Source organism: Nannocystis exedens (assembly GCF_002343915.1).
GTDB classification, from domain to species: Bacteria; Myxococcota_A; Polyangia; order Nannocystales; family Nannocystaceae; genus Nannocystis; species Nannocystis exedens.
In genome coordinates this window covers 11021739-11042272 of record NZ_NETK01000001.1, presented here as the reverse complement: position 1 = coordinate 11042272, position 20534 = coordinate 11021739, and the positions used below count along the sequence as shown (strand labels likewise).

Annotated in this window: 13 protein-coding genes; 11 read left to right on the top strand and 2 right to left on the bottom strand. The window is 73.9% G+C overall.

Going from position 1 to position 20534, the window contains the following annotated elements; genetic code table 11:
• Positions 1 to 179 precede the first annotated feature (179 nt).
• The 4 genes from NAEX_RS54840 to NAEX_RS42985 all read left to right on the top strand — a co-directional run bounded on the left by NAEX_RS54840 (position 180) and on the right by NAEX_RS42985 (position 6834).
• Entirely contained in the window at positions 180 to 2912 is a 2733-nt protein-coding gene (locus NAEX_RS54840) for an amidohydrolase family protein (RefSeq protein ID WP_143140114.1), read from the top strand.
• 34 nt (positions 2913 to 2946) lie between these two features.
• Positions 2947 to 5139 carry a HEAT repeat domain-containing protein gene (locus NAEX_RS42995; RefSeq protein ID WP_100792675.1) on the top strand — a complete coding sequence of 731 codons (2193 nt, stop codon included), beginning with the start codon at positions 2947 to 2949 and terminating at the stop codon, positions 5137 to 5139.
• Between the two features lie 568 nt (positions 5140 to 5707).
• Positions 5708 to 6271: a sigma-70 family RNA polymerase sigma factor gene (locus tag NAEX_RS42990; protein WP_096333270.1), complete on the top strand. Its 564-nt coding sequence runs from the start codon at positions 5708 to 5710 to the stop codon at positions 6269 to 6271.
• Positions 6272 to 6318: 47 nt separating this feature from the next.
• The gene (locus tag NAEX_RS42985; protein WP_177325842.1) at positions 6319 to 6834 is read left to right on the top strand and encodes a TlpA disulfide reductase family protein; all 516 of its coding nucleotides are present in this window, start codon (positions 6319 to 6321) and stop codon (positions 6832 to 6834) included.
• A 574-nt stretch (positions 6835 to 7408) separates the two neighbouring features.
• Here NAEX_RS42985 and NAEX_RS42980 read toward each other — a convergent pair.
• The gene (locus tag NAEX_RS42980; protein WP_096333268.1) at positions 7409 to 8389 is read right to left on the bottom strand and encodes a response regulator; all 981 of its coding nucleotides are present in this window, start codon (positions 8387 to 8389) and stop codon (positions 7409 to 7411) included.
• The gene (locus NAEX_RS42975; protein WP_096333267.1) at positions 8386 to 11130 is read right to left on the bottom strand and encodes an ATP-binding protein; all 2745 of its coding nucleotides are present in this window, start codon (positions 11128 to 11130) and stop codon (positions 8386 to 8388) included. Before NAEX_RS42975 ends, NAEX_RS42980 begins: the two co-directional genes overlap by 4 nt.
• Before the next feature lie 105 nt (positions 11131 to 11235).
• On the opposite strand from NAEX_RS42975, the gene NAEX_RS42970 reads away from it, so the two are divergent.
• The 7 genes from NAEX_RS42970 (at position 11236) to NAEX_RS42940 (ending at position 20509) form a co-directional block, all read left to right on the top strand.
• The gene (locus NAEX_RS42970) at positions 11236 to 11952 is read left to right on the top strand and encodes an NUDIX hydrolase (protein ID WP_096333266.1); all 717 of its coding nucleotides are present in this window, start codon (positions 11236 to 11238) and stop codon (positions 11950 to 11952) included.
• Positions 11953 to 12113: 161 nt separating this feature from the next.
• Entirely contained in the window at positions 12114 to 13241 is a 1128-nt protein-coding gene (locus NAEX_RS42965) for a hypothetical protein (RefSeq protein ID WP_096333265.1), read from the top strand.
• Positions 13242 to 13489: 248 nt separating this feature from the next.
• Positions 13490 to 14179 (top strand): hypothetical protein, encoded by a 690-nt coding sequence (locus NAEX_RS42960; RefSeq protein WP_096333264.1) that lies wholly within the window; start codon positions 13490 to 13492, stop codon positions 14177 to 14179.
• A 464-nt stretch (positions 14180 to 14643) separates the two neighbouring features.
• Complete coding sequence (locus tag NAEX_RS42955; protein ID WP_096333263.1) at positions 14644 to 15153, top strand: hypothetical protein; 510 nt, start codon at positions 14644 to 14646, stop codon at positions 15151 to 15153.
• A complete protein-coding gene (gluQRS, locus tag NAEX_RS42950; protein ID WP_096333262.1) occupies positions 15150 to 16079 on the top strand; it encodes a tRNA glutamyl-Q(34) synthetase GluQRS in 930 nt (309 codons plus the stop codon). Before NAEX_RS42955 ends, gluQRS begins: the two co-directional genes overlap by 4 nt.
• 118 nt (positions 16080 to 16197) lie before the next feature.
• On the top strand, positions 16198 to 18405 hold the full coding sequence (locus NAEX_RS42945; RefSeq protein WP_096333261.1) for a prolyl oligopeptidase family serine peptidase: 2208 nt from the start codon (positions 16198 to 16200) through the stop codon (positions 18403 to 18405).
• 451 nt (positions 18406 to 18856) lie between these two features.
• Positions 18857 to 20509 carry a vWA domain-containing protein gene (locus tag NAEX_RS42940; RefSeq protein WP_096333260.1) on the top strand — a complete coding sequence of 551 codons (1653 nt, stop codon included), beginning with the start codon at positions 18857 to 18859 and terminating at the stop codon, positions 20507 to 20509.
• Positions 20510 to 20534: the final 25 nt, after the last annotated feature.

Here is a 20534-nt window from a genome sequence, read left to right as displayed (position 1 = left end):
AGCCTCTGCGCATGCACGTGGGCCGTTCTTCCGTCAACTCACGCGTCACGGCGTCGTGACTGGTGCTGGTTGCACCCGAGGTCGCGTCACCTCGCTGTCACTTGCTCCTGCAACGGACACTCGTTCATGACGACCGCGTCATTGCGCGGGCGGGAACGAAGCGGGTATCGTGCCGCCCGATGCACTTTGGGACCCGATCCAGCCTGGTGTTGCTGGTGAGCGCGATTTCGCTCCCGGCCTGCAACGATGATACGAGCACCCCCCAGACCGAGGGTGACACCGACACCTCGACCACCGGCACCAGCGCCGGACCCGGCACCGACACCGACGTCGTGCCGACGACCACGGCCCCGACCAGCACCGACACCACGAGTGACGTGACGGTCACCACGGTCCCGACCACCACCGAGGGGCCGACCACCGAGACCGACACCGGTGACGAGACCGACACCGGCGACGAGACGGACACCGGCGACGAGACCGACACCGGCGACGAGACCGACACCGACGGCGAGACCGACACCGGCGGTCCGGTCGACGGCATCGTCGAGTGCGACGCCCCGCCGCTGGTCCCGCCGGCCGAGGGCACCTGCGAGGTCCTGGCCCAAGGGCCAGGTGGCACCTTGATCCGCGGCACCGTCCTCGCCCCCGACGTCGTCTACGAGAACGGCGCCGTGCTGGTCGACCCCGCCGGGGTGATCGCCTGCGTCGGCTGCGACTGTCTCGATCACCCCGCGGCCCAGGACGCGACCCAACTCGGCTGCGCCCAGGGCGTCATCTCTCCCGGCCTGATCAACGCCCACGACCACATCAGCTACGCCGGCAACGCCCCGATCGGCGAGGGCGTCGATCGCTACGAGCACCGCCACGACTGGCGGATCGGCAAGAACGGCCACCAGAAGCTGACCGTCCCCGGCGGCGCCTCCGAAGAGGAGGTGCTGGCCGCCGAGTTCCGCTTCATCATGAGCGGCGCCACCTCGACGGCCGCGGCGGGCGGCGAGCCGGGCCTCTTGCGCAACCTCGACATGGGCCTGCTCGAGGGCCTGCCGATCGCGGTCGCCAACAGCGACACCTTCCCGCTCGGCGACACCAACGGCTACCAGAACGCGTCGATGTGCGGCGGCTACCCCGACATCACGCTGACCACCGAGATCGCCGACGAGAACGCCTACCTGCCGCACATCGCCGAGGGCATCGACGACTACGCGCGCAACGAGTTCGTCTGCCTCAGCCAGGGCACCAGCGACATCGTCTCCGGCCAGACCGCGATCATCCACGCCATCGGCCTCACCGCCGAGGACAGCGCCACCATCCACCCCGACAGCGCGCGCATCGTCTGGTCGCCGCGCTCCAACATCGTCCTCTACGGCAACACCGCCCAGGTCACCGTCCTCGACAACCTCGGCGTCCCGCTCGCGCTCGGCACCGACTGGGTCGCCTCGGGCTCGATGAACATGCTCCGCGAGCTCCGCTGCGCCGACGAGCTCAACACCACCTACTACAACAATCACTTCACCGATCGCGACTTGTGGCAGATGGCCACGCTGAACGCCGCCCTCGCGACCGGCAGCGAGCACGCGATCGGCCTGCTCCGGCCCGGCTACGCCGGCGACGTCTCGGTGTTCGACGGCGCCGAGCTCGAGCGCCACTCGGCCGTCACCCGCGGCGAGCTCTCGGGCGTCGTCCTCGTCATGCGCGGCGGCCTGCCGCTCTACGGCGACACCGCGGTGATGGCCGCCTTCGAGGGCATGACCTGCGAGGACCTCGACGTGTGCGGGCGGGCCAAGACCGCCTGCGTCAGCGGCGACACCGGCGGCGTCACGGTCGCGCAGATGAAGACCGCGATCGAGGCCACCTACCCGCTGTTCTTCTGCGGCACGCCCGACGACGAGCCGACCTGCGTGCCCTCGCGCCCGGGCGAGTACGACGGCCTCGCGGTCGCCGACGACCTCGACGGCGACGCCGTGCTCAACGCCGACGACAACTGTCCCAACGTGTTCAACCCGCCGCTGCTCATCGAGCCGGGCGTGCAGCCCAACGCCGACGGCGACGCCGCCGGCGACGCCTGCGATCCGTGCCCGCTCGACAACACCGACACCTGCGCCTTCATCGACGCCGACGACATGGACGACGACGGCGTGCCCAACGGCGCCGACAACTGCATCCGCGTCGCCAACGCCGACCAGGCCGACGGCGACGACGACGGCAAGGGCGACGAGTGCGACACCTGCCCGACCGCCAACCCGGGCTACTCGCCGTGCCCGATCACGATCGAGGCCATCCGCGATCCCAACCACCCGCAGCACCCGCAGGACGGCGCGGTCGTCAAGGTGGTCGGCGCCTACGTCACCGGCATCCGCCCGCTGTCGGGCAGCTCGCGCGGCTTCCACATCGAGACCGGCACGCAGATGCCCTACACCGGCATCTTCGTGTTCACCGGCAACGCCTCGCCGGCGGTCAAGGTCGGCGACAAGGTCGACGTCACCGGCACCTACGAGCAGTACTTCGGCCTCGACGAGATCTCGTACCCGCAGGTCTCGATCGTCGAGACCGGCAACGTCCTGCCGTTCGAGCCGCTGCCTGTCGAACCGGCCGACATCGCCACCGGCGGCCCCGACGCCTTCCCGCTGCAGTCGATGCTCGTCTCCGTCGACATGCTGTCGATCACCAACGTCAACCCCGACGCGCCGATGGACTTCGACGAGTTCGCGGTCACCGGCGACCTCCGCATCGACGACCAGCTGTCGGACGCCCTCAAGGACATGCAGCTCAACAACGCCTGCCCCGTCGGCACCCAGATCGAGTCGATCGCCGGCGTGCTCGGCTACAGCTTCAACAACAGCAAGCTGCAGCCGCGGGTGAAGAGCGACATCGTCCTCGGGCCCGACAACATGTGCAACCCGTGGCCGTAGCGCCGCCGGTCGCGACCGCCTAGACTTGCGCCCGGTGTCTCCGGGTCGCCCCTCTCGCCACGCCTCGGCCCTCCTCGGGCCGGGGCGTCTCGCGTCGCGCGACGCGGCGAACTCGCGGCGCGCCGCCGACGCCTCGCGCGTCGCCGCCTGCACCCCGCCGGCCCAGCAAAGGTCGCGGCCCGTCGACGCCGCGGCCGGCTGCGCCGCGTCGTCGCGGCCGTCCCGGCGGCCCCTCGTCGCCGGCGTCGTCGCGGCCCTCGCCTTGCTGCTCGCCGCCGACGCCGCCGCCGAGCCGGCGCGGCGCTGGCCGTTGTGGCCGTCCGAGGTCTCGCGGGCGGCCGAGCCGCTGGTCGGCGCGCCCGACAGCGACCTTCGGCTCGTCCGCGACAGCCGGCGCGTCGCGGCCGTGCGCGACCTCGACGCGTTCGCCACCCCGCTGGTCGCCTCGATCCTCGTCGCCGCCCTCGAGGACCGCTCGAGCGCCGTCCGCCGCGAGGTGCTGCAGGCCTGTCTCGAGCGCCAGCTCGTCGCCTGCGCCCCGGCGGCGCGCAAGATCTGGCAGAGCGAGCTCGACGACCCCGCCCTCCGCGTCGCCGCCCTCCGCGTCGTCGTCCTCGCCCCGGACCCCGATCGCATCCAGCTGTTCCTCACCGCCCTGCGCGACCCGGACGCCCTGATCCGCGCCGAGGCGATGCGCACCTTCGCCGCCGCGAGCTGGCCCAAAGACCAGCTTGCGATCGTCCGCACCAACCTGATCGCCAAGCTCGCCGATCCGGCCCCCGAGGTCCGGCGAGCCGCCGCGCACGGCCTCGGCGTCCTCGGCCCCGACGACCCGCGCAGCGGCCGATCCGACGGCGCCCTCCCGCTGACCCGCCTGCTCGTCGACCCCGACCCGCAGGTCCGCCAGGACACCGCCGACGCGCTCGCCCGCCTGCGCGACCCCAGGGCCGCGCCGGCCCTGCTGCGCGCCCTTCAGGTCGGCGACGAGACCTACGTCGGCCGCAGCCTCCTGCACGCCTTCGCGGCCCTGCCCGGCCCGGCCCCGGCCGCTGCGGGCAAGCCCGGCGAAGGCCCCGACGGCCTCGACGTCGACGCCGAGCTGCTGCGCCTGCTCGACGCCCCGCCGCGCAATCTCTTGCCGCGCCACGTCGCCGAGGCGATCGCGCGCCGGCGCACCCCGAGCGCCGCGCTGGCCGAGGGTCTGGTCGCCCGCCTGCGCGAGGACGCCCTGCGGCAGACCGAGGCGCACAACCTGCGCCAGCCCGCGCTCGACGCCCTCCTCGGCCTGGGCGAGGCCGCGCGGCCCGCCTTGACCGCCGCGCTGGCCCGCGGCCTCGAACCGCCGCTCGAGCGCGAGGTCCGGCGCCTGCTCGCCGCCCTCGATCCGCCGCGCACGGCCGCCGACTTCACCCCGCCGTGGCCGGCCGACGCCGACCGCGACGCCTGGCAGCGCGCGCTCACGGATCCCGACCCCGCCGCCCGCCTGCGCGCCGGCGCCGCCCTCGGCCAGCGGGCCCCCGACTGGCTCGGCGGCGCCGCCGGGCTCCGCCTGGAGCTGGCGGGCGGCGCGGAATGGCGCCGCCCCTGGCTGCTCGCGCTCGCCAGCGCCCCCGCCTGGGCCGCCGTCGACACCGCGCTGCCGGCCCGCCTCGCCCTGTGGGCCGACGATTTGGCGCTCGCCAGCGCCGATCGCTGCCTCGCCGTCGCCGCCCTGGCCCGCCTGCGCCACGGCGGCGCCACCTTCCTCCGCGTCGCCGCCCGGCAGGCGGCAGCCGCCGATCCCGGCGTCCGCGCCTGCACGGCCGGCGCGCTCGCCTGGGCCTCCGCCCGCGCCGCCGATCCGCTGCTGGCCGGCCTCCTGCGCGACACCTCGGCGCGCGTGCGCACCAGCGCCGCCCTCGCGCTCGCCTGCCGCGACCGCCCCGACCCCGAATTCGCCCCGCAGCTCGCGCTGATGGCCGCCCGCGACCCCGAACCCGCGGTCCTCCGCGCCGTCGAGCTCGCCCGCGCCCCCGAGCGCTGCGACGCCTGGGGCCTCGTGCTCGCCCCGCCCGGCGAGACCGGCCCGTGGCTGGCCCTGCGCCTGCGTGGCCACGACCTCCTCGCCCCCGCCGAGACCCTCGGCCCCCTCCGCCTCGCCTTCGGCCCTGGCCTCGCCGACGCCACCGTCCGCGACCCCGCCGGCCCGCCGGCGGAGCCGACCAGCCCGCGGATCGTCTTCGACTAGCGCCGCGGAGCCCGCCGGTTCCGGAAGGCGAGCAGCCACCGACCGGCGCAGCTGGGTCCGGAAGGCGAGCAGCCGCCGACCGGCGCAGCCGGGACCGGCATCGCCGCGGCCGCGCCGGACCCCGCGGCGGCGACGAGCCCGCCGAGCGGGCAAAGGCCCGTCGCCGGAATCTCGTCGCCCTCCGCCGAGCTGTCCGCACCGACGATCCGCGACGCGCCTCGCCGGCGCCGGGGAGACCGCAGGTGCTCCGATCCCAGCGCCCTCTTCCATACTAAGGAAGATCGTCCCACTGGCCTCGCGAGCCTCGACGGCCCTCGCCCATTCGGCCGCGTTCGGCCTCTGCCCGCGGTTCCCCGCGCTCGCGCGACCTCCCGGACCCCGGCACCCCCGCGCTGCGAATCGTGTATCACGCCCCTCCCGACGGCCCGGCCGGCGGACCGAAGTCACCAACAATTGCTTTCTTCTCGAGAAAGCAATCGCCCGTGCGGCCGCGATCCGCCCCTCGCCCTCAACCTCCTGCAACCACACGCTTTTTCGTCTGGACCCGGACTTGCTTATCAGGTCGGGCATGCGAGCCGTGACCCCTGCCGACGAGTTTCTGGCCCAGATCACCCCCCACCTGCCGCGCCTGACCAGCGTCGGCATGCGCCTCACCCGGCAGCGCAGCGAGGCTCAGGACTTGGTGCAGGAGGCCCTGACGAAGGCGTGGGCCAACTGGCACCGCTTCCGGCCCGGCGGCAGCCTCGGCGCCTGGCTGTCGCGGATCCTGGTCAACACCTTCATCTCGCGGCACCGCCACCAGCGGGTCGTCGACGTCACCGCCGGTCGCAGCGACATCGCCGAGCACCTGTTCGACGCCGGCCGGATGGACGCCTGCAGCGCCCCCGAGGCCGCGTGGCACGCCGAGGGCCTGTCGGACGAGGTGGCCGCCGCGCTCGCCGCTCTGCCCGAGCACTACCGCGAGGTCGTCGAGCTCGTCGATCTGCACGGTCTGGCCTACCGCGAGGCCTCCGAGCAGCTCGGCTGTCCGCTCGGCACCGTGATGAGCCGCCTGCACCGCGCGCGTCGGCTCCTCCGCGACCAGCTCTCGGACTATGCTCAGCAGCACGGCCTCCACGCCGCCGCCGCCTGATGTCCGCCCTTCGACCCCGCGCCCTCCTCACCTGTCTCTTGGGACTGGTGCTCCTCCCCGCCTGCGAGGGCAAGCCCGGCGTCGGGGCCTCGGGCAAGACCGGCGGCGCCGCCCCGGTGCTCGCGCTCGGCGCTCCGGTCCCGCCCTTCGCCGGCACTACCTTGCGCGGCGAGCCGCTCAGCCTCGCCGACCTGCGCGGCCGCGTCGTCCTCCTCAACGTCTGGGCCACCTGGTGCGACCCCTGCCGCGAGGAGCTGCCCGACCTGCAGGCGCTCCACGTCCGCCACGAGGCCGAGGGTTTGACCGTCGTCGGCGTCAGCACCGACGCCGCGCGCGACGCCAAGACCCTCCGCAACATGGTGTCCGGCTTCGGCCTCACCTACCCCGTGATCCACGACGAGCGCAACGTGGTCGGCGGCCCGTTCCAGGTCGTCGGCTACCCCGCCAGCTTCCTCATCGACCGCGCCGGCAACCTCCGCTGGCGCCGCGACGGCCTGATCCCCACCGGCGACCCCGAGCTCGCCGCCGCCCTGACCGCCGCCCTGGCCGAGCCCGCGCCCTAGCGCTCTGGGACATGTCCGCGGGGCCATGTCCTCGCGCGCCTGCCCCATCGGACATGCTCTGCCGGCCAGCTTCGACGACCGGCGCCGAGCCTCCCGCGCCGGTCCGCACGAGGCGGCCCCGCCGGGCTCGAGACGTTCGTCGTCCGGATCGCGCCGCTTGCGCCCGGCCTCGCGTCCTGCTCGGGCGACGGCTCGAACCCGCCTACCAGGTCCACGCCGCCCGACGGCTTCGCCGCCGGCGTGCCGCAGCGACGACCTGGCTTCGACGAACGCGTGAGCGTGTCGCGACCGCCACGCTCGCCGCCCCGCCTGCCCTCGATCGAGATCCCCGGGAAGCCGGGCGCTCGTCGCGACATGTCCTCACCAACCTGTGAGACAGACCGGCCCGGCCTCCGCGCGGTCGCTACCGCCACGCTCGCCGCCGCCTGCCTTCGGTCGACGACCGCCGGGAAGCCGGGCGCTCGTCGCGACCCGTCCTCACCGACCTGTCTTGAAAGACAGGCCGGATCGGCCTCCGCGCGCCGAGCGTGGGCGCCCGGCGCCCATGGCAGCGCGCTCGCGACCCCGAGCGCGGTCAGACCCCGAGCAGCTCGCGGACGCTGCCCGCCACCGCCGCCGTGGGCAGGCACATGCGGGCCCCTGCCGCGCGGGCGGCCATGCGGATCTCGTCGGTCGGCGCGTCGTGGACCGCGATGATCTGCGGGTTTCCGGGCCCGGCGGCGAGCTTGGCGATCACGTCGGTGCTCTTGAGGTCGGGCACCGTCATGCTGAGGATCACGTAGCGCGGCGGGGCCGCCTGGGCGACCAGGAGCGCGTCGGCGCCGGTCTGGGCGGTCTTGATCTCGAGCGGCGGCGTCGCGCGCTCGAGCTCCTCCTTCACCTTCGCGCGGAAGTCGGCGTTCTGGGTGACGAGGAGCACCTTCGAGTTCTCGCGCGGGTCGGGCGCGGGCTCGATGCGGGGCTCGTCGCGGAGGTGGAACGCCTCGACCACCCGGCGGCGGACCTCGGTGACGTCGAGCGGCTTCTTGAGGCAGGCCGAGGCGCCGGCGGCCAGGATCCGCTCCATGTTGGCCTCGGTGTAGTAGCCGGTGATGGCGATGATCTCGGTGTGCATCGTCGACGCGTCGCGCTTGAGGCGGGCGCACACCTCGAAGCCGTCGACGCCGGGCATCATCAGGTCGAGGAAGATCAGCTGCGGGCGGAACGTCGCCACCAGGCGACCGGCGTCGAACGCGTCGCGGGCGACCTCGACGTCGAACTGATGGGACAGGTCCTTGAGGACATCCCGGACCAGGTCGAGCACGACCGGCTCGTCGTCGATCACGAGCAGGCGGCCGACCTCGTCGCCGGTGGGCACCGTGAACGGGATCCCGCGCTCCTGACAGACGCGCTCGAGGTCCTCGCGGCGCACGCGGCGGTGGCCGCCGACCGTCTTGAACGCCGGGATCAGGCCGTCTTCGATCCAGCGGATCACGGTGGTCGGCGTGACGCAGCAGATCCGCGCGACGTCGTGGGTGGAGTAGGTGTCTTTGACTGGTGTGCGTCCGCGGCTCATACGCTGGTGGGCCCCCCTTCGGGGGCGTCCGGGAGGTGGATCGTGAAGGTCGTACCCAGCCCGGGCTGCGACCGCACGAGGATATCACCTCCGTGGTCTTTGATGATTCCGTAGGAGATCGCAAGCCCGAGGCCGGTGCCCTTGCCGATGTCCTTGGTGCTGAAGAACGGGTCGAAGATGCGGTCGAGGATCTCCGGGGCGATCCCGCAGCCCTCGTCGGCGATTTCGACCACCACGCGCCCGTCTTCTCGATCGAGGCGGATGCGGATCCGGCCGCCGCGGGGCATGGCGTCGACCGCGTTCGACAGCAGGTTGAGGAGCACCTGCTCGAGCTGGTCGGCGTCCCCGACGACCATCGCCGCCTGCAGCCCGGAGCGCAGGATCCGGACGTTGTGCATCCGCCACTGGTACTCGCCGATGCCGATCACGCGGTCGATGAGCCCGCTGAGGTCGACCAGCCGGCGCTTGCCGCCCTCGCGCTGGCGCGAGAACAGCAGCACGCCCTCGACGATCTTGCGGCAACGCTCGCCGCTGGCCGCGATCTTCTCGACCTTCTCGCGCACGTTCGGGTCGAGCGGCTTCTCGAGCAGGAGCCGGCTGTAGCCGACCACGCCGCTGAGCGGGTTGTTGATCTCGTGGGCGATCCCCGCCGCCAACAGGCCGACCGCGGCCAGCTTTTGCGTGCGCAGCACCTGGTCTTCGAGCGCCCGGCGCCGCCGCAGGTCGAGCGCGACGAGCACCGCGCCGGCGCCCGGATCGTCGGCCCCGCGCAGCAGCCGGCCCTCGAGGTGCAGCGGGATCTCCTTCCCGCCCTCGGCCAGCACCGCGACCTCGGTGGCGATCGCGCCGTCCTTTCGCAGGCTCGCCCACAGGCTGTCCCATCGGGCAGGTTCGGCCAGGCGCGCGACCTCGACCCCGAACTTGCGCCCGCGCGCCGCCTCCGCCGAGATCCCGAGCAGCTGCTGACTGGCGCGGTTCCACGTGACCACCCGCCCGGCCGCGTCGATCGAGTTGATCAGCACGCTGGTCTGGTCGAGCAGCAGCGCCTGGTACGCCGCCAGCGCCTCGGTCTCGAGCATCAGCCGTCCGCCCTCGAGCCCGAGCGCCAGCTGCGGAGCGAGCAGCGCCAGCAGCCGCAGCGGCGGCGCGTCGCGCGGCCCGGCGCCGGCCAGCACGAAGAACCCGGCCACGCGGGGGTTGGCGCCGAGCGCCAGGCGGAGCGCGTGGCGCCGGCCCTCGAGGTCGCCGAACCATCGCCGGTGCGTCGGCTCCGACGCGTCGATCTCGACCACCGCCGGCCCGCTGCCCCACGTCGCCGGCGGATCGCCCTCGGCCGGCAGCGTCGACACCCGCGGCGCGCAGCCCGTCCGCAGCGTCCACCGCTGCCAGCCCTCGCCGACCCGCGCCAGCACCACCCCGCGGGTGAACCCGAGCGAGTCCATGATCGCCCCGCAGGCCGCGGCGACGTTGTCGTGCGGCCGGGCCGTCGACACCAGCAGGCGGTCGACCTGGGCCAGCAGGCGATCCTCGAAGTCCTGCTGCCGGCGCTCGCGGAGGTCGCGGAGCAGCGCCACCGTCGGCGCCCCCTCCTCGCGCCCGCCCGCCAGCGACAGCTCGACCGGCAGCGGCGCCCCGTCGAGCCGGCGCAGCTCGATCTCGCCGTGCCAGTTGCCGACCCGCGCCTGCGTCAGCGCCTCGCTGAGCGCCCGCCCGGCCGCCGGCTCCGCCAGCTCGAGCAGGCTGCGCCCGCCCAGGTGCGGCCCGCTCCTGGCCTCCGAGTCCTGTCCCGAAGGCCAGGGCCTCCCGGACATGTCCTCCGCGCCCTGTCGAGATCGCACCGGCGGCGCCGCTCGCTCGGCCCCCGCGGCTGGGCGCGGCTCGCTCCGGCCGGAGCCCTCCTGTCCCCCAGGCCAGGTCCGAGCGGACATGTCCTCCGCGCCCGCTCGCGCCCGCGTCGCCGCGCCCGGCCCGTCGCCCCGTACGGACGCGCGCGCCCTCGCCTCGCCCGCCCCCGGGGCGTCCGCGCCCGCCGGCGACGCCCCGCTGCGCGACGCCCCGTCGTCGCTCCGGTCCGCACCAGCCCGCTCGCCCGCGTCCGAGGGTCGCCGGTCCGGCGCGCCGGCCTCGCCCTCCTGGTCTCGAAGCAATGTCTGTTCCGACATGTCCTCGGCGCCAGGCCGGACGCGCCCGCGGACGTCGCCGGCGAACAGCGCCCGCGCGGCCGGGTTGGCGTGGACGATCATCCCCGCGCCGTCGAGCAGCAAGAGCCCCTGGTCGAGCGCCTCGAGGCAGCGGGCGAGCGCGCGGCCGACGTCGGGCGTCTGCGAGCGCTCGGGCGCGGTGAAGGTGAGCAGGACGTTGTCGCTGGCGAGCTTGCTGGCCCGCACCGCGCACGGCCACGCCCGGCCGCGGCCCGGCACCAGCGTCAGCTCGAGCGAGAAGTGGTGCCCCGCGGATCGCCCGCGCAGGCCGGTGAAGGCGCGCCCGAACGCGCTGCGCTCGCTGGCGCGCGCGATGTAGGCGAGGAACGGCTCGCCGCTGAGGTCCGCGGCGGCGAGGCCCTCGGCGAGACCGGGGTTCGCGGCGAGGATCAGGCCCGCGGGGGTCAGCACGGCCGCCGGCATGGCCAGGGCCGCGACGATCTCGCTGTAGGCGCCGAGCGCGCCGTCGGTGCTGAGACGGACCGTCGCTTCGGCGTCGCCGAGGCGCGGCAGCGAGGAGGTCTTGGAGCCCTGGCCCACGAGTGAGGCGGCATGCTTAGCAAAATTCCCCGGCCGGTGCCCGAGGTCGAAAACGCGCGGCGCCGTCTCGCGCCCCTCCGTCACGCCTGCTAGTCTGCCGCGCCGATGACGCTCACCGACCCTGGCCGCCTCGCGGGGGTGCGGCTCGCCGCCACCGTCGTCCTCCTGCGCGAGCGCGCAGCCGGCGACCCCCAGGTCTTCATGCTGCGGCGCAGCGCCAAGAGCCCGTTCATGCCCGACACCCTGGTCTTCCCGGGCGGCGCGGTCGACCCGGGCGACGGCCCGGAGGGCAGCGACGCGGCCTTCGACGCCGCGGCCCGCCGCGAGTGCCGGGAGGAGGCCGGCGTCGTCCTCGACGCCCACGACCTCCACTGGTTCGACACCTGGCTGACCCCCGCCGCCGAGCCGCGCCGCTACTTCGCCCGCTTCTACCTGGCCCGCCTGGCCGAGGGCGAGGCCGAGGACGCCGCCGCCGACGGCCACGAGACCCACGAGGGCCGCTGGGCCACCCCGGCGGAGATCCTGGCCGCCTGGGCCCGCGAGGAGGTCGACCTCCCGCCGCCGACGCTCTGCACCCTCATGCGCCTGGCCGACGAGCGCCGCGCCGGCCTGGTCGGCCTCCCCACCGCCGCCGTCCACCAGCCGATCCTCCCCAAGGGCCTCCTTCAGCCCGACGCCACCGGCGAGGCCCGCCTCGTCGTCGTCCTCCCCCACGACCCCGCCTACCCCGACCTGCCCGGCGACGGCGTCCCCGCCCCGGCCCGCGTCGCCGACCTGCCCCACCGCCTCGTCCGCGCCGGGAGGACCTGGCGCCCGTGCTGACTCTCCAGTCATGGCTCGAGCGACATGCCCCGAAGGGCATGTCCGATGCTGCAGGTGCGAAGGACCATGTCTTCAGTGACAGGTCCTCGGCGCCAGCCCCATGCGCCCCGCTCGCCCCCTGCGGCCTGATCCGCGCACCATCCTCACCTGTCTCTCGCGCCATGTCGCAGCGGCCATCCGCCCCGCCTGTCCCTCACGTCCTGTCCCTCGCCGTGTCGCAGCGGCCGTGCGCGCGCGCCCTCGTCCTCGGCCTCCTCCTCGCCGCCTGCGGCCGCTCCGAGCCCGAGCGCCCGGCCGCCGAGCCCGCGACCGAGCCCGCGCCGCAGACTTCCGCCGCCGCCGTCGAGCCGCCCGCGCCCGCGACCCCCGACGAGCGGCGCGTCCTCGCCTGGCTCGACCCCGACTCGCCGGCCGTGGCCTACATGCGGCTCCCCGCCGACCTCGAGCCCGAGGCGCTCGGCGAGCTGTTCGCCCTGCCCCCGCGCGCGCTGGCCCTCCTGCGCGCCCCGCTGAGCCTCGAGTCCGGCCTCGCCGCGCTGATCGGTCCGGCCGCCCCGCCGCCGGAGCAGTGGCTCGCGCGCGACCTCGTCGTCATGCAGCCGGTGCTCGCGCGCGGCCCCTACCTCGTGCGCCGGCTGCTCGCGCCGCGGGCCGACGTCGAGGCCTGGCTGCGCACCGGCGGCATGGAGGTCGAGACCGTCGAGGGCCTCGCCGTATGGACCCCCGGCCCGACCGCGCCCGAGGCCCCCGCCGGCAGCGCCCCCGGCCTCGCGCCCGACCTGGTGTTCCCGTGGCGGCTGGTGTTCCTCGCCGACGATCTGATCGGCGCCTTCTCGCTCACCGAGATCGGCAACGGCCTCAGCCCCCTGACCGCCGCCCGCGACCTGCCGCCGTCCGAGCTCACGCGCACGATCGGCGAGGTCGTCGCCGCCGACCCTGCCCTCCTCCTCGAGCTGTACGTCCAGGGCGCCATGCTCCACTTCGACCTCAGCGACGACGTCGGGGTCGCCAAGCTGTCGCTGCGCCGCCTCGTCGAGGCCGACGGCTCGCGCTCGCTGCCCCGCCACGCCGCCGCCGGCATCGACGGCGAGGTCATCCTCCAGCCGCTGGGCGACGTCGCCGAGGCCGCGGCGGCCCTCGAGGCCCGCGTCCCCGCCGGCGCCGCCACCGACGTCCTGCGCGACCTCTACAAGGCCGTCGCCTACACCCAGGACGGCCCGATCGTCCGCGGCCGCCTCCAGCTCGCCGCCGACGACCTCGCCCCCCTGCGCCGCGGAGGCGGCGGGTGAGGCCCGGGCCCGGACCTCGCTCGCGCGCCGCGAGCGAGCCGAGAGTGAGCCCTGCGCTCGGACCCGCCTCGCCCCCCGCGCGCGAGCCCCCCGCCAGCGCGCGAAAGCCCCGTCGAGCGGCCCCGCGCGCCCTGTTCCTCGCGCTCGCCGCTTGCGGCAGCCCGCCCGTCGACTCCCGGCCGGCCGGGCAACCGGCGCCTTCGGCCATGCCCGAAGCGACAGGTCCGAACAGACAGGCTCCTCCAGACATGTCGAAGCAGACATGCCCGGAAGTTCAGGACCCGCTCGGCGACCTCGAGTGGATCCCCGCCGACGCCCGGGTCGCCGCCCTGTTCGATCTCGGCGACCCCGGCGTCGACGAGGCCGCCGCCGAGCTCGCGCGCGCCAGCGCCACCGCTCCGGGCATGCCGGTGGTCGCCGCGCTCGGCCTCGGCTTCGTCGGCACGCAGTTGCAGATCCTCCGCCGCCAGCTCCGCGACGCCGCGCTGACCCCCCGCGAGCTGCTGCTCCTCCACGATCCCGCCGGCGCCGTCGTCTGGCTCGTCCGCGTCCGCTGCGACCTCGCCGCCCTGCAGGCCGTGCTCGCGCGCGCCTGGGGCGTCACCAGTCGCACCACTGCTGCCGGACCGCTGGCCGAGCCCGACCCCGCGCGCGGCTTCCCCCACGACGTCGTGTTCCTCGCCGACGATCGCCTGGCCCTCGTCCCCGCCGGCGCCGGCGGCAAGGTGCGCCGCTGGCTCGAAGGCCAGGCCGGCCCGCCCGACCTCGGCGACCGCCGCCGCCGCGAGACCCCGGGCCAGGCGCTGGCCCGCCTCGAGCCCGCCCCGATCCGCGTCGTCCTCGCCGGCCGCGGCCTGCTCGCCGGCGACGCCGCCAGCGCCCCGCGGACCCTCCGCGCCTGGCCCGATCGCGTCGCCCTCGACGCCGCGCCGCCCTGACACCCCCGCTCGCCGCGCCGTCCTGCCCGATCGAACCGGTCGGGGAACCACCGCTCCGGACCCTCTCCGCCGGCGCACCGCTCGCAGCGCCGACGACACGAGCCATCGCGTCGCGCGCGAAGGTCCTTCGTACATGACCCGAAAGACATGCCCGAACGGACCTGCCCCTGCGGGCATGCGCGATCGGACCCGCACCGCGTGTCGCGCCCGTGACCCATCGCACCGGCGGCTGCGGGGCCGCTGCGCGCGCACGGAGCTTCCGGGGGCGCGGACCCGCGACCTGCGCGAGCGATGTGAACTTCGTTCGAGCGCCGTCCACCTCGCCGTGGGCCGCTGCGGCCGGTTTGCCGCCGGGGCGCGCCGACGTGGCCTGCGGGCCCCTTTGCGCGCGTCCTCGCTCCGGTATAGTGAAGGGTATGCCTGTCGATCCGGGCCCGAGTTCGTCCTCCTCGTCCTCTGCTGTCATGTCCGTCGCCGCGGTGCTCGCGGCCGGCTCCGGCCCCTGGCCGACGCACCCGCCCGCGCGAGCCGACGACGTCAACTCGATCGACGCCATCATCCGCGCCATGTACGCCTCGGTCTCCTTCTCCGAGGGCCGCGGCCCCGACGCCGAGCGTCTGGCCAGCCTGTGCGTCCCGCACGGCCGGCTGATCAAGGTCCACGCCAACAACATCGACGACATGAGCGTCCCCGAGTTCGTCGAGCGGGTGCAGACGCGGATCAGCGAGCAGGGCCTGCGCAGCTTCGTCGAGCGCGAGCTGTTCCGCCGCACCGAGGTGTTCGCCGGGATCGCCCACGTCTTCACCACCTACGAGAGCCGGACCGACGACGGCGGCGGCGATCAGCTGCTCTACCGCGGGATCAACAGCGTCCAGCTGCGGCACGACGGTCGTCGCTGGTGGATCCTCACGATCCTCTGGACCGACGAGCGCGAAGACTGCCCGATCCCCGCGGCGTATCTTCCTCGTTCATGAGCGCCGTCCGCGGTCGCTACGCCCCCAGCCCGACCGGACCGCTGCACCTCGGCAACGCGCGCACCGCCCTGCTCGCGTGGCTCGACGTCCGCGCGCGCGGCGGCGCCTTCGTCATGCGCGTCGAGGACGTCGACTTCACGCGTGCCCGGCCCGAGTTCGAGGCCCGGCTGTTGCTCGACCTGCGCTGGCTCGGGCTCGACTGGGACGAGGGTCCCGACGTCGGCGGGCCGTTCGGCCCCTACCGCCAGTCCGAGCGCGGCGACCGCTACGCCGCCGCGCTCGCGCGCCTCGACGTCTACGCGTGCACCTGCACCCGGCGCGAGCTGCGGGCCTTGCCGGTCACCAGCATGACCGGGGAGCCAGTGTACCCGGGGACATGTCGCAACGGACAGTCGCACCCCGGCCGTCCGGCCGCGATCCGCTGGCGCGTCCCCGCCGGCGAGGTCGGCTTCGTCGATCGCCTGTGCGGCGAGCATCACCAGGACATCGTCCGCGACGTCGGCGACTTCGTGCTGCGCCGCGGCGACGGGGCCTGGGCCTACCAGCTCGCCGTCGTCGTCGACGACGCCGACATGGGCGTCACCGACATCGTCCGCGGCGCCGATCTGCTCGACAGCACCCCGCGTCAGCTCCACCTCCTGCGCGCGCTCCACCCCGAGCTGCCCGCGCCGCGCTTCGCCCACGTCCCGCTGATCCTCGGGGCCGGCGGCGCCAAGCTCAGCAAGCGCGACGGGGCCCCCGATCTCGGCGCCCTGCGCGAGGCGGGCGCTCCGCCGGCGCGCGTCCTCGCGGCCCTGGCCCGCAGCGTGGGCCTCGTGCCCCCGGACGTCCGCGAAGTGCGGCCGCACGAGCTCCTGACCGCCGTTCAAGCCGACGATCCGCTCGCACGGCTGAAGCCGCAGCCGCTCGATCTCGCCGGCCTGTGACCTCGCCGACGCCGTCCTCGGGCGCCCCGTGAGTCGCCCGACGTCGCCCCGGCGAAGCCTTGTCCGCGCTGCCGCGGGTCGATACAAAACCCGAGCCCTCTCCGGAGTCTTCTCGCCGATGCATCGCCGCCCCTCGCCCTTCGCGTGGTTCACCGCCGCTCTCGCCCTCGCCGCCTGCAAGCCCGCAGCCTCGACCCCCGGGCCCGCCGACGCCCCTCCCGGCGGCAGCGGCGGCGGCGGCGAAGTGGCCGCCAGGTCGGCCTACGACTATCCGCTCACGCGCAAGGGCGACACCGTCGACACCTACCACGGCGCGCAGGTGAACGACCCCTACCGCTGGCTCGAGGAGCTCGACACCGACGAGACGCGCGCCTGGGTCGAGGCGCAGAACAAGCTGACCTTCGGCGTCCTCGGCGGCATCAAGCAGCGCGACGCCATCCGCACCCGCCTCACCGAGCTGTGGAACTACGAGCGCTACGGCGTCCCCTCCAAGGAGGGCGGCAAGTACTTCTACAGCCGCAACGACGGCCTGCAGAACCAGAGCGTCCTCTACGTCGCCGACAGTTTGGCCGCCGAGCCGCGCGTCCTCATCGATCCCAACACCCTCTCGCAGGACGGCACCGTCGCGCTGTCGGGCACCGCGATCAGCCAGGACGGCAAGTACATGGCCTACGGCCTCGCCGCCGCCGGCAGCGACTGGCAGGAGTACCGCGTCCGCGAGATCGCCACCGGCAAGGACCTCGACGATCACCTCAAGTGGATCAAGTTCAGCAGCGCCGCCTGGACCCGGGACGGCAAGGGCTTCTTCTACAGCCGCTACGACGCCCCCAAGGAGGGCGACGCGCTCAAGCAGAAGAACGAGTTCCAGAAGCTCTACTACCACAAGGTCGGCACGCCGCAGGACCAGGACATCCTCGTCTACGAGCGCAAGGATCACCCGCAGTGGGGCTTCAACGGCGAGGTCAGCGACGACGGCCGCTGGCTCGTCATCCGCGTGTGGGAGGGCTCGGCCGACAAGAACGGGCTGTTCGTCCACGACCTCGCGGGCGGCGTCGGCAAGAAGCCGGTCGTCGAGCTGCTGAACAAGTTCGACGCCGAGTACACCTTCGTCGGCAGCAAGGGCAGCACCCTCTTCATCCAGACCACCCAGGGCGCCGCGCGCGGCAAGGTCGTCGCCATCGACGCCGCCAAGAAGGACGCCGGCGATCCTGCCACCTGGAAGGTCCTGATCCCCGAGGCGCCGGAGACCCTGCGCAACGTCAGCCACGTCGGCGGCAAGCTGATCGCCTCGTACCTCAAGGACGCCCGCAGCGAGGTCCGCGTGTACGACGAGGCCGGCAAGCTCGAGCGCGACATCGCCTTGCCGGGCCTCGGCACCGCCGCCGGCTTCGGCGGCCGCGCCAAGGACACCGAGACCTTCTACGCCTTCACCAGCTACACCTGGCCGACCACCATCTTCCGCTACGACCTCAAGACCGGCCAGAGCGAGGTCTTCCGTCAGCCCAAGGTCGCCTTCGATCCGAGCAAGTACGAGACCACCCAGGTCTTCTACACGAGCAAGGACGGCACCAAGGTGCCGATGTTCCTGACCCACAAGAAGGGCCTCGAGCGGACCGGCCAGAACCCGACCTACCTCTACGGCTACGGCGGCTTCAACGTCGCCCTCACCCCCGGCTTCTCCGTCCCCGACCTCATGTGGCTCGAGCTCGGCGGCGTGCTGGCGGTCGCCAACCTGCGCGGCGGCGGCGAGTACGGCGAGGCGTGGCACGAGGCCGGCACCAAGCTGAACAAGCAGAACGTGTTCGACGACTTCATCGGCGCCGCCGAGTACCTCATCGCCGAGAAGGTCACCTCGCCGAGCAAGCTCGCCATCGGCGGGCGCAGCAACGGCGGCCTGCTCGTCGGCGCCGCCATGACCCAGCGCCCCGACCTGTTCGCCGTGGCCCTGCCCGGCGTCGGCGTCATGGACATGCTCCGCTTCCACAAGTTCACGATCGGCTGGGCCTGGGTGTCCGACTACGGCTCCTCCGAGGACGCCGAGCAGTTCAAGGCCCTGCGCGCCTACTCGCCGCTGCACAACCTCAAGCCCGGCACCAAGTACCCGGCCACCCTCGTCTACACCGCCGATCACGACGACCGCGTCGTCCCCGGCCACAGCTACAAGTTCGCCGCCGCCCTCCAGGCCGCGCAGGCCGGCGACAAGCCGACGCTCATCCGCATCGACGTCCGCGCCGGCCACGGCGCCGGCAAGCCGACCAGCAAGCAGATCGAGGAGTGGACCGACCTCTGGGGCTTCGTCGTCCACAACCTCGGCATGACGATCTAGCGGCCGGCCCCCCGCACTCGCGCCCCGCGACCTCGGCAGCGAAGTCGCGGGGCTTCGCGCGTCCGGACCTCGCCGCCCGCGGTCGCATCGCGCGGCCGCGTTCGCCAAGCAAACTGTCCCTTTCGACATGTCACCGTGAGCATCACGGTCTGAGGCGAACTGCTTTCAAAGACATGTTTTCAAGAACAAGTTGCGTAAGACATGCCCCTAACAACATGTCATGAACGCCAGCACGCTCCCTGAGCGTCCGCGGGCCCGGCTCACCCGCTGCACCGGCCTCGCTCGACCTGGCCGTGCGCTCGGCGGCGCAGCTCCTCGCCCGGCCGGGCGTCGCTCATGACTCGAGGGCCATGGTGTCGCCCGCCCCCGGCCGGTCCGCATCCGCAGCCGCGCGAGCTTGCGATCGCCCGTAGATCCGTCGCTCGGCCGGCACGTTGGCGAGCGGGCCGTCATGCCGATCCGTCTGCGCTCCCTCGCCTGTCTCGCCGCGTTCTCCCTTCTCACCACCGCCGCCGGGGCAGCGCCCGACAAGGAGCGGGAGCGCCGGGAGCCGCAGCCGATGAAGGCGAACGTCTACGACTTCTCGGCCGACACGTTCGCCGCTGAAATGATGGCCCCCTCGCCCGCCATGGGAGCCACGCCGGGCGGCGCCCAGGACATCCAGTACTTCCGCGATCGCGTCAAGGCCGGCGAGGTCCCGCACCCCAACACCTTCACGCCCGAGGGTCTGTTCAGCGAGCACGACCTCCCGCTGGTGGCCGGGCGCGCCTGCGATCAGCTGCTCTGCACCGTCGGCGAGGCCACCGGCGCCGCTCTGCTGGCCCAGCCCGACGTGCAGTACCTCGCCCAGCTCGGCTTCAGCTCGGGCCTCGATCCGAAGACCTTCAAGCGGGCCCCCCTCAACCTCGTCGCCGTCATCGACAAGTCGGGCTCGATGTCGGGTCAGCCGCTGGATCTCGTGCGCGAGAGCCTCTACCGCGTCCTCGATCAGCTCGGCCCCGACGATCAGCTCTCGATCGTCCTCTACGGCGACCGCGCCCACGTCCACATGGCCCCGACCTCGGCCCGGGACAAGCGCGCGATCGCGGCTCACATCGCCGGCATCGAGAGCGCCGGTTCGACCGCCATGGAAGAGGGGCTGCGCGTCGGGTACGACCTCGCGCGTCGCAGCGGCCACGGCTTCAAGGGCACCACGCGGGTCATGCTCTTCACCGACGAGCGGCCCAACGTCGGTGCCACCGACAAGCAGAGCTTCATGGGCATGGCGCGCGACGCCTCGCACGGCGGGATCGGCCTGACCACCGTCGGCGTCGGCGTGCAGTTCGGGGCCGAGCTCGCCACCGCGATCAGCAGCGTGCGCGGCGGCAACCTGTTCTTCTTCCCCGACGCCGCGCGCATGACCAAGGTCTTCCGCGAGGAATTCGACACCATGGTCACGGAGCTCGCCCACGACCTCAAGCTCGAGGTCAGGCCGGCCGCCGGGCTCAAGATCGCCGGGGTCTACGGGATCCCGGGCAAGGCGATCGAGTGGGCGCCCGGCGGCGCGATCCGCCTCAGCGTCGAGACCATCTTCCTCAGCCGCAAGAAGGGCGCCATCTACGTCGGCTTCGGCCCGGCCGATCGCAACCTGCCCGCGCCCAGGGCCGTGGCCGATCGTCCGCTCGGCCGCGTCAGCCTCGCGTACACCGAGGCCGCCGTCGGCAAGCCGCGCAGCTCCGCCGTCGACCTGGTCTATAAGCCAGGTTCGAACGCCAGCGTCGGCCTGGTCCGCGGCGCGCGGCTCGTCGATCAGGCCACCGCGCTGGCCAAGGCCGCCGCGCTGCACCACGAGCAGAACGATCAGGAGGGCGCCTACCAGCTCGTCCACGCCCTCGCCTCGCTCTACCGCCAGGATCGCGACCCCGACCTCGCCGAGGAGCGCACGCTCGTGTTCGCCCTCGAGCGGACCTTCGCCAGGCTCTCGGGTCATGCCGGCGAGCCGACGCCCGCCGCGCCCGCCGTCGATCGCGTCAGCGGCCTGCCGCCGGCGCCCTCGTCGCGGCGTTCGCCCGTCGTCACCGCCGGCCCGCGCCACGACCTCCTCGACCGCATCGACCAGCCCTGAGCCCGCGCCCTCGTCGCGGCGTTCG

Bases quoted from the DNA above. Each gene is read 5' to 3' on its own strand.
- NAEX_RS54840 (WP_143140114.1), top strand. From the start codon at position 180: ATGCACTTTGGGACCCGATCCAGCCTGGTGTTGCTGGTGAGCGCGATT.
- NAEX_RS42990 (WP_096333270.1), top strand. From the start codon at position 5,708: ATGCGAGCCGTGACCCCTGCCGACGAGTTTCTGGCCCAGATCACCCCC.
- NAEX_RS42980 (WP_096333268.1), bottom strand. From the start codon at position 8,389: ATGAGCCGCGGACGCACACCAGTCAAAGACACCTACTCCACCCACGAC.
- NAEX_RS42970 (WP_096333266.1), top strand. From the start codon at position 11,236: ATGACGCTCACCGACCCTGGCCGCCTCGCGGGGGTGCGGCTCGCCGCC.
- NAEX_RS42965 (WP_096333265.1), top strand. From the start codon at position 12,114: ATGTCGCAGCGGCCATCCGCCCCGCCTGTCCCTCACGTCCTGTCCCTC.
- NAEX_RS42960 (WP_096333264.1), top strand. From the start codon at position 13,490: ATGTCGAAGCAGACATGCCCGGAAGTTCAGGACCCGCTCGGCGACCTC.
- NAEX_RS42955 (WP_096333263.1), top strand. From the start codon at position 14,644: ATGTCCGTCGCCGCGGTGCTCGCGGCCGGCTCCGGCCCCTGGCCGACG.
- gluQRS (WP_096333262.1), top strand. From the start codon at position 15,150: ATGAGCGCCGTCCGCGGTCGCTACGCCCCCAGCCCGACCGGACCGCTG.
- NAEX_RS42945 (WP_096333261.1), top strand. From the start codon at position 16,198: ATGCATCGCCGCCCCTCGCCCTTCGCGTGGTTCACCGCCGCTCTCGCC.
- NAEX_RS42940 (WP_096333260.1), top strand. From the start codon at position 18,857: ATGCCGATCCGTCTGCGCTCCCTCGCCTGTCTCGCCGCGTTCTCCCTT.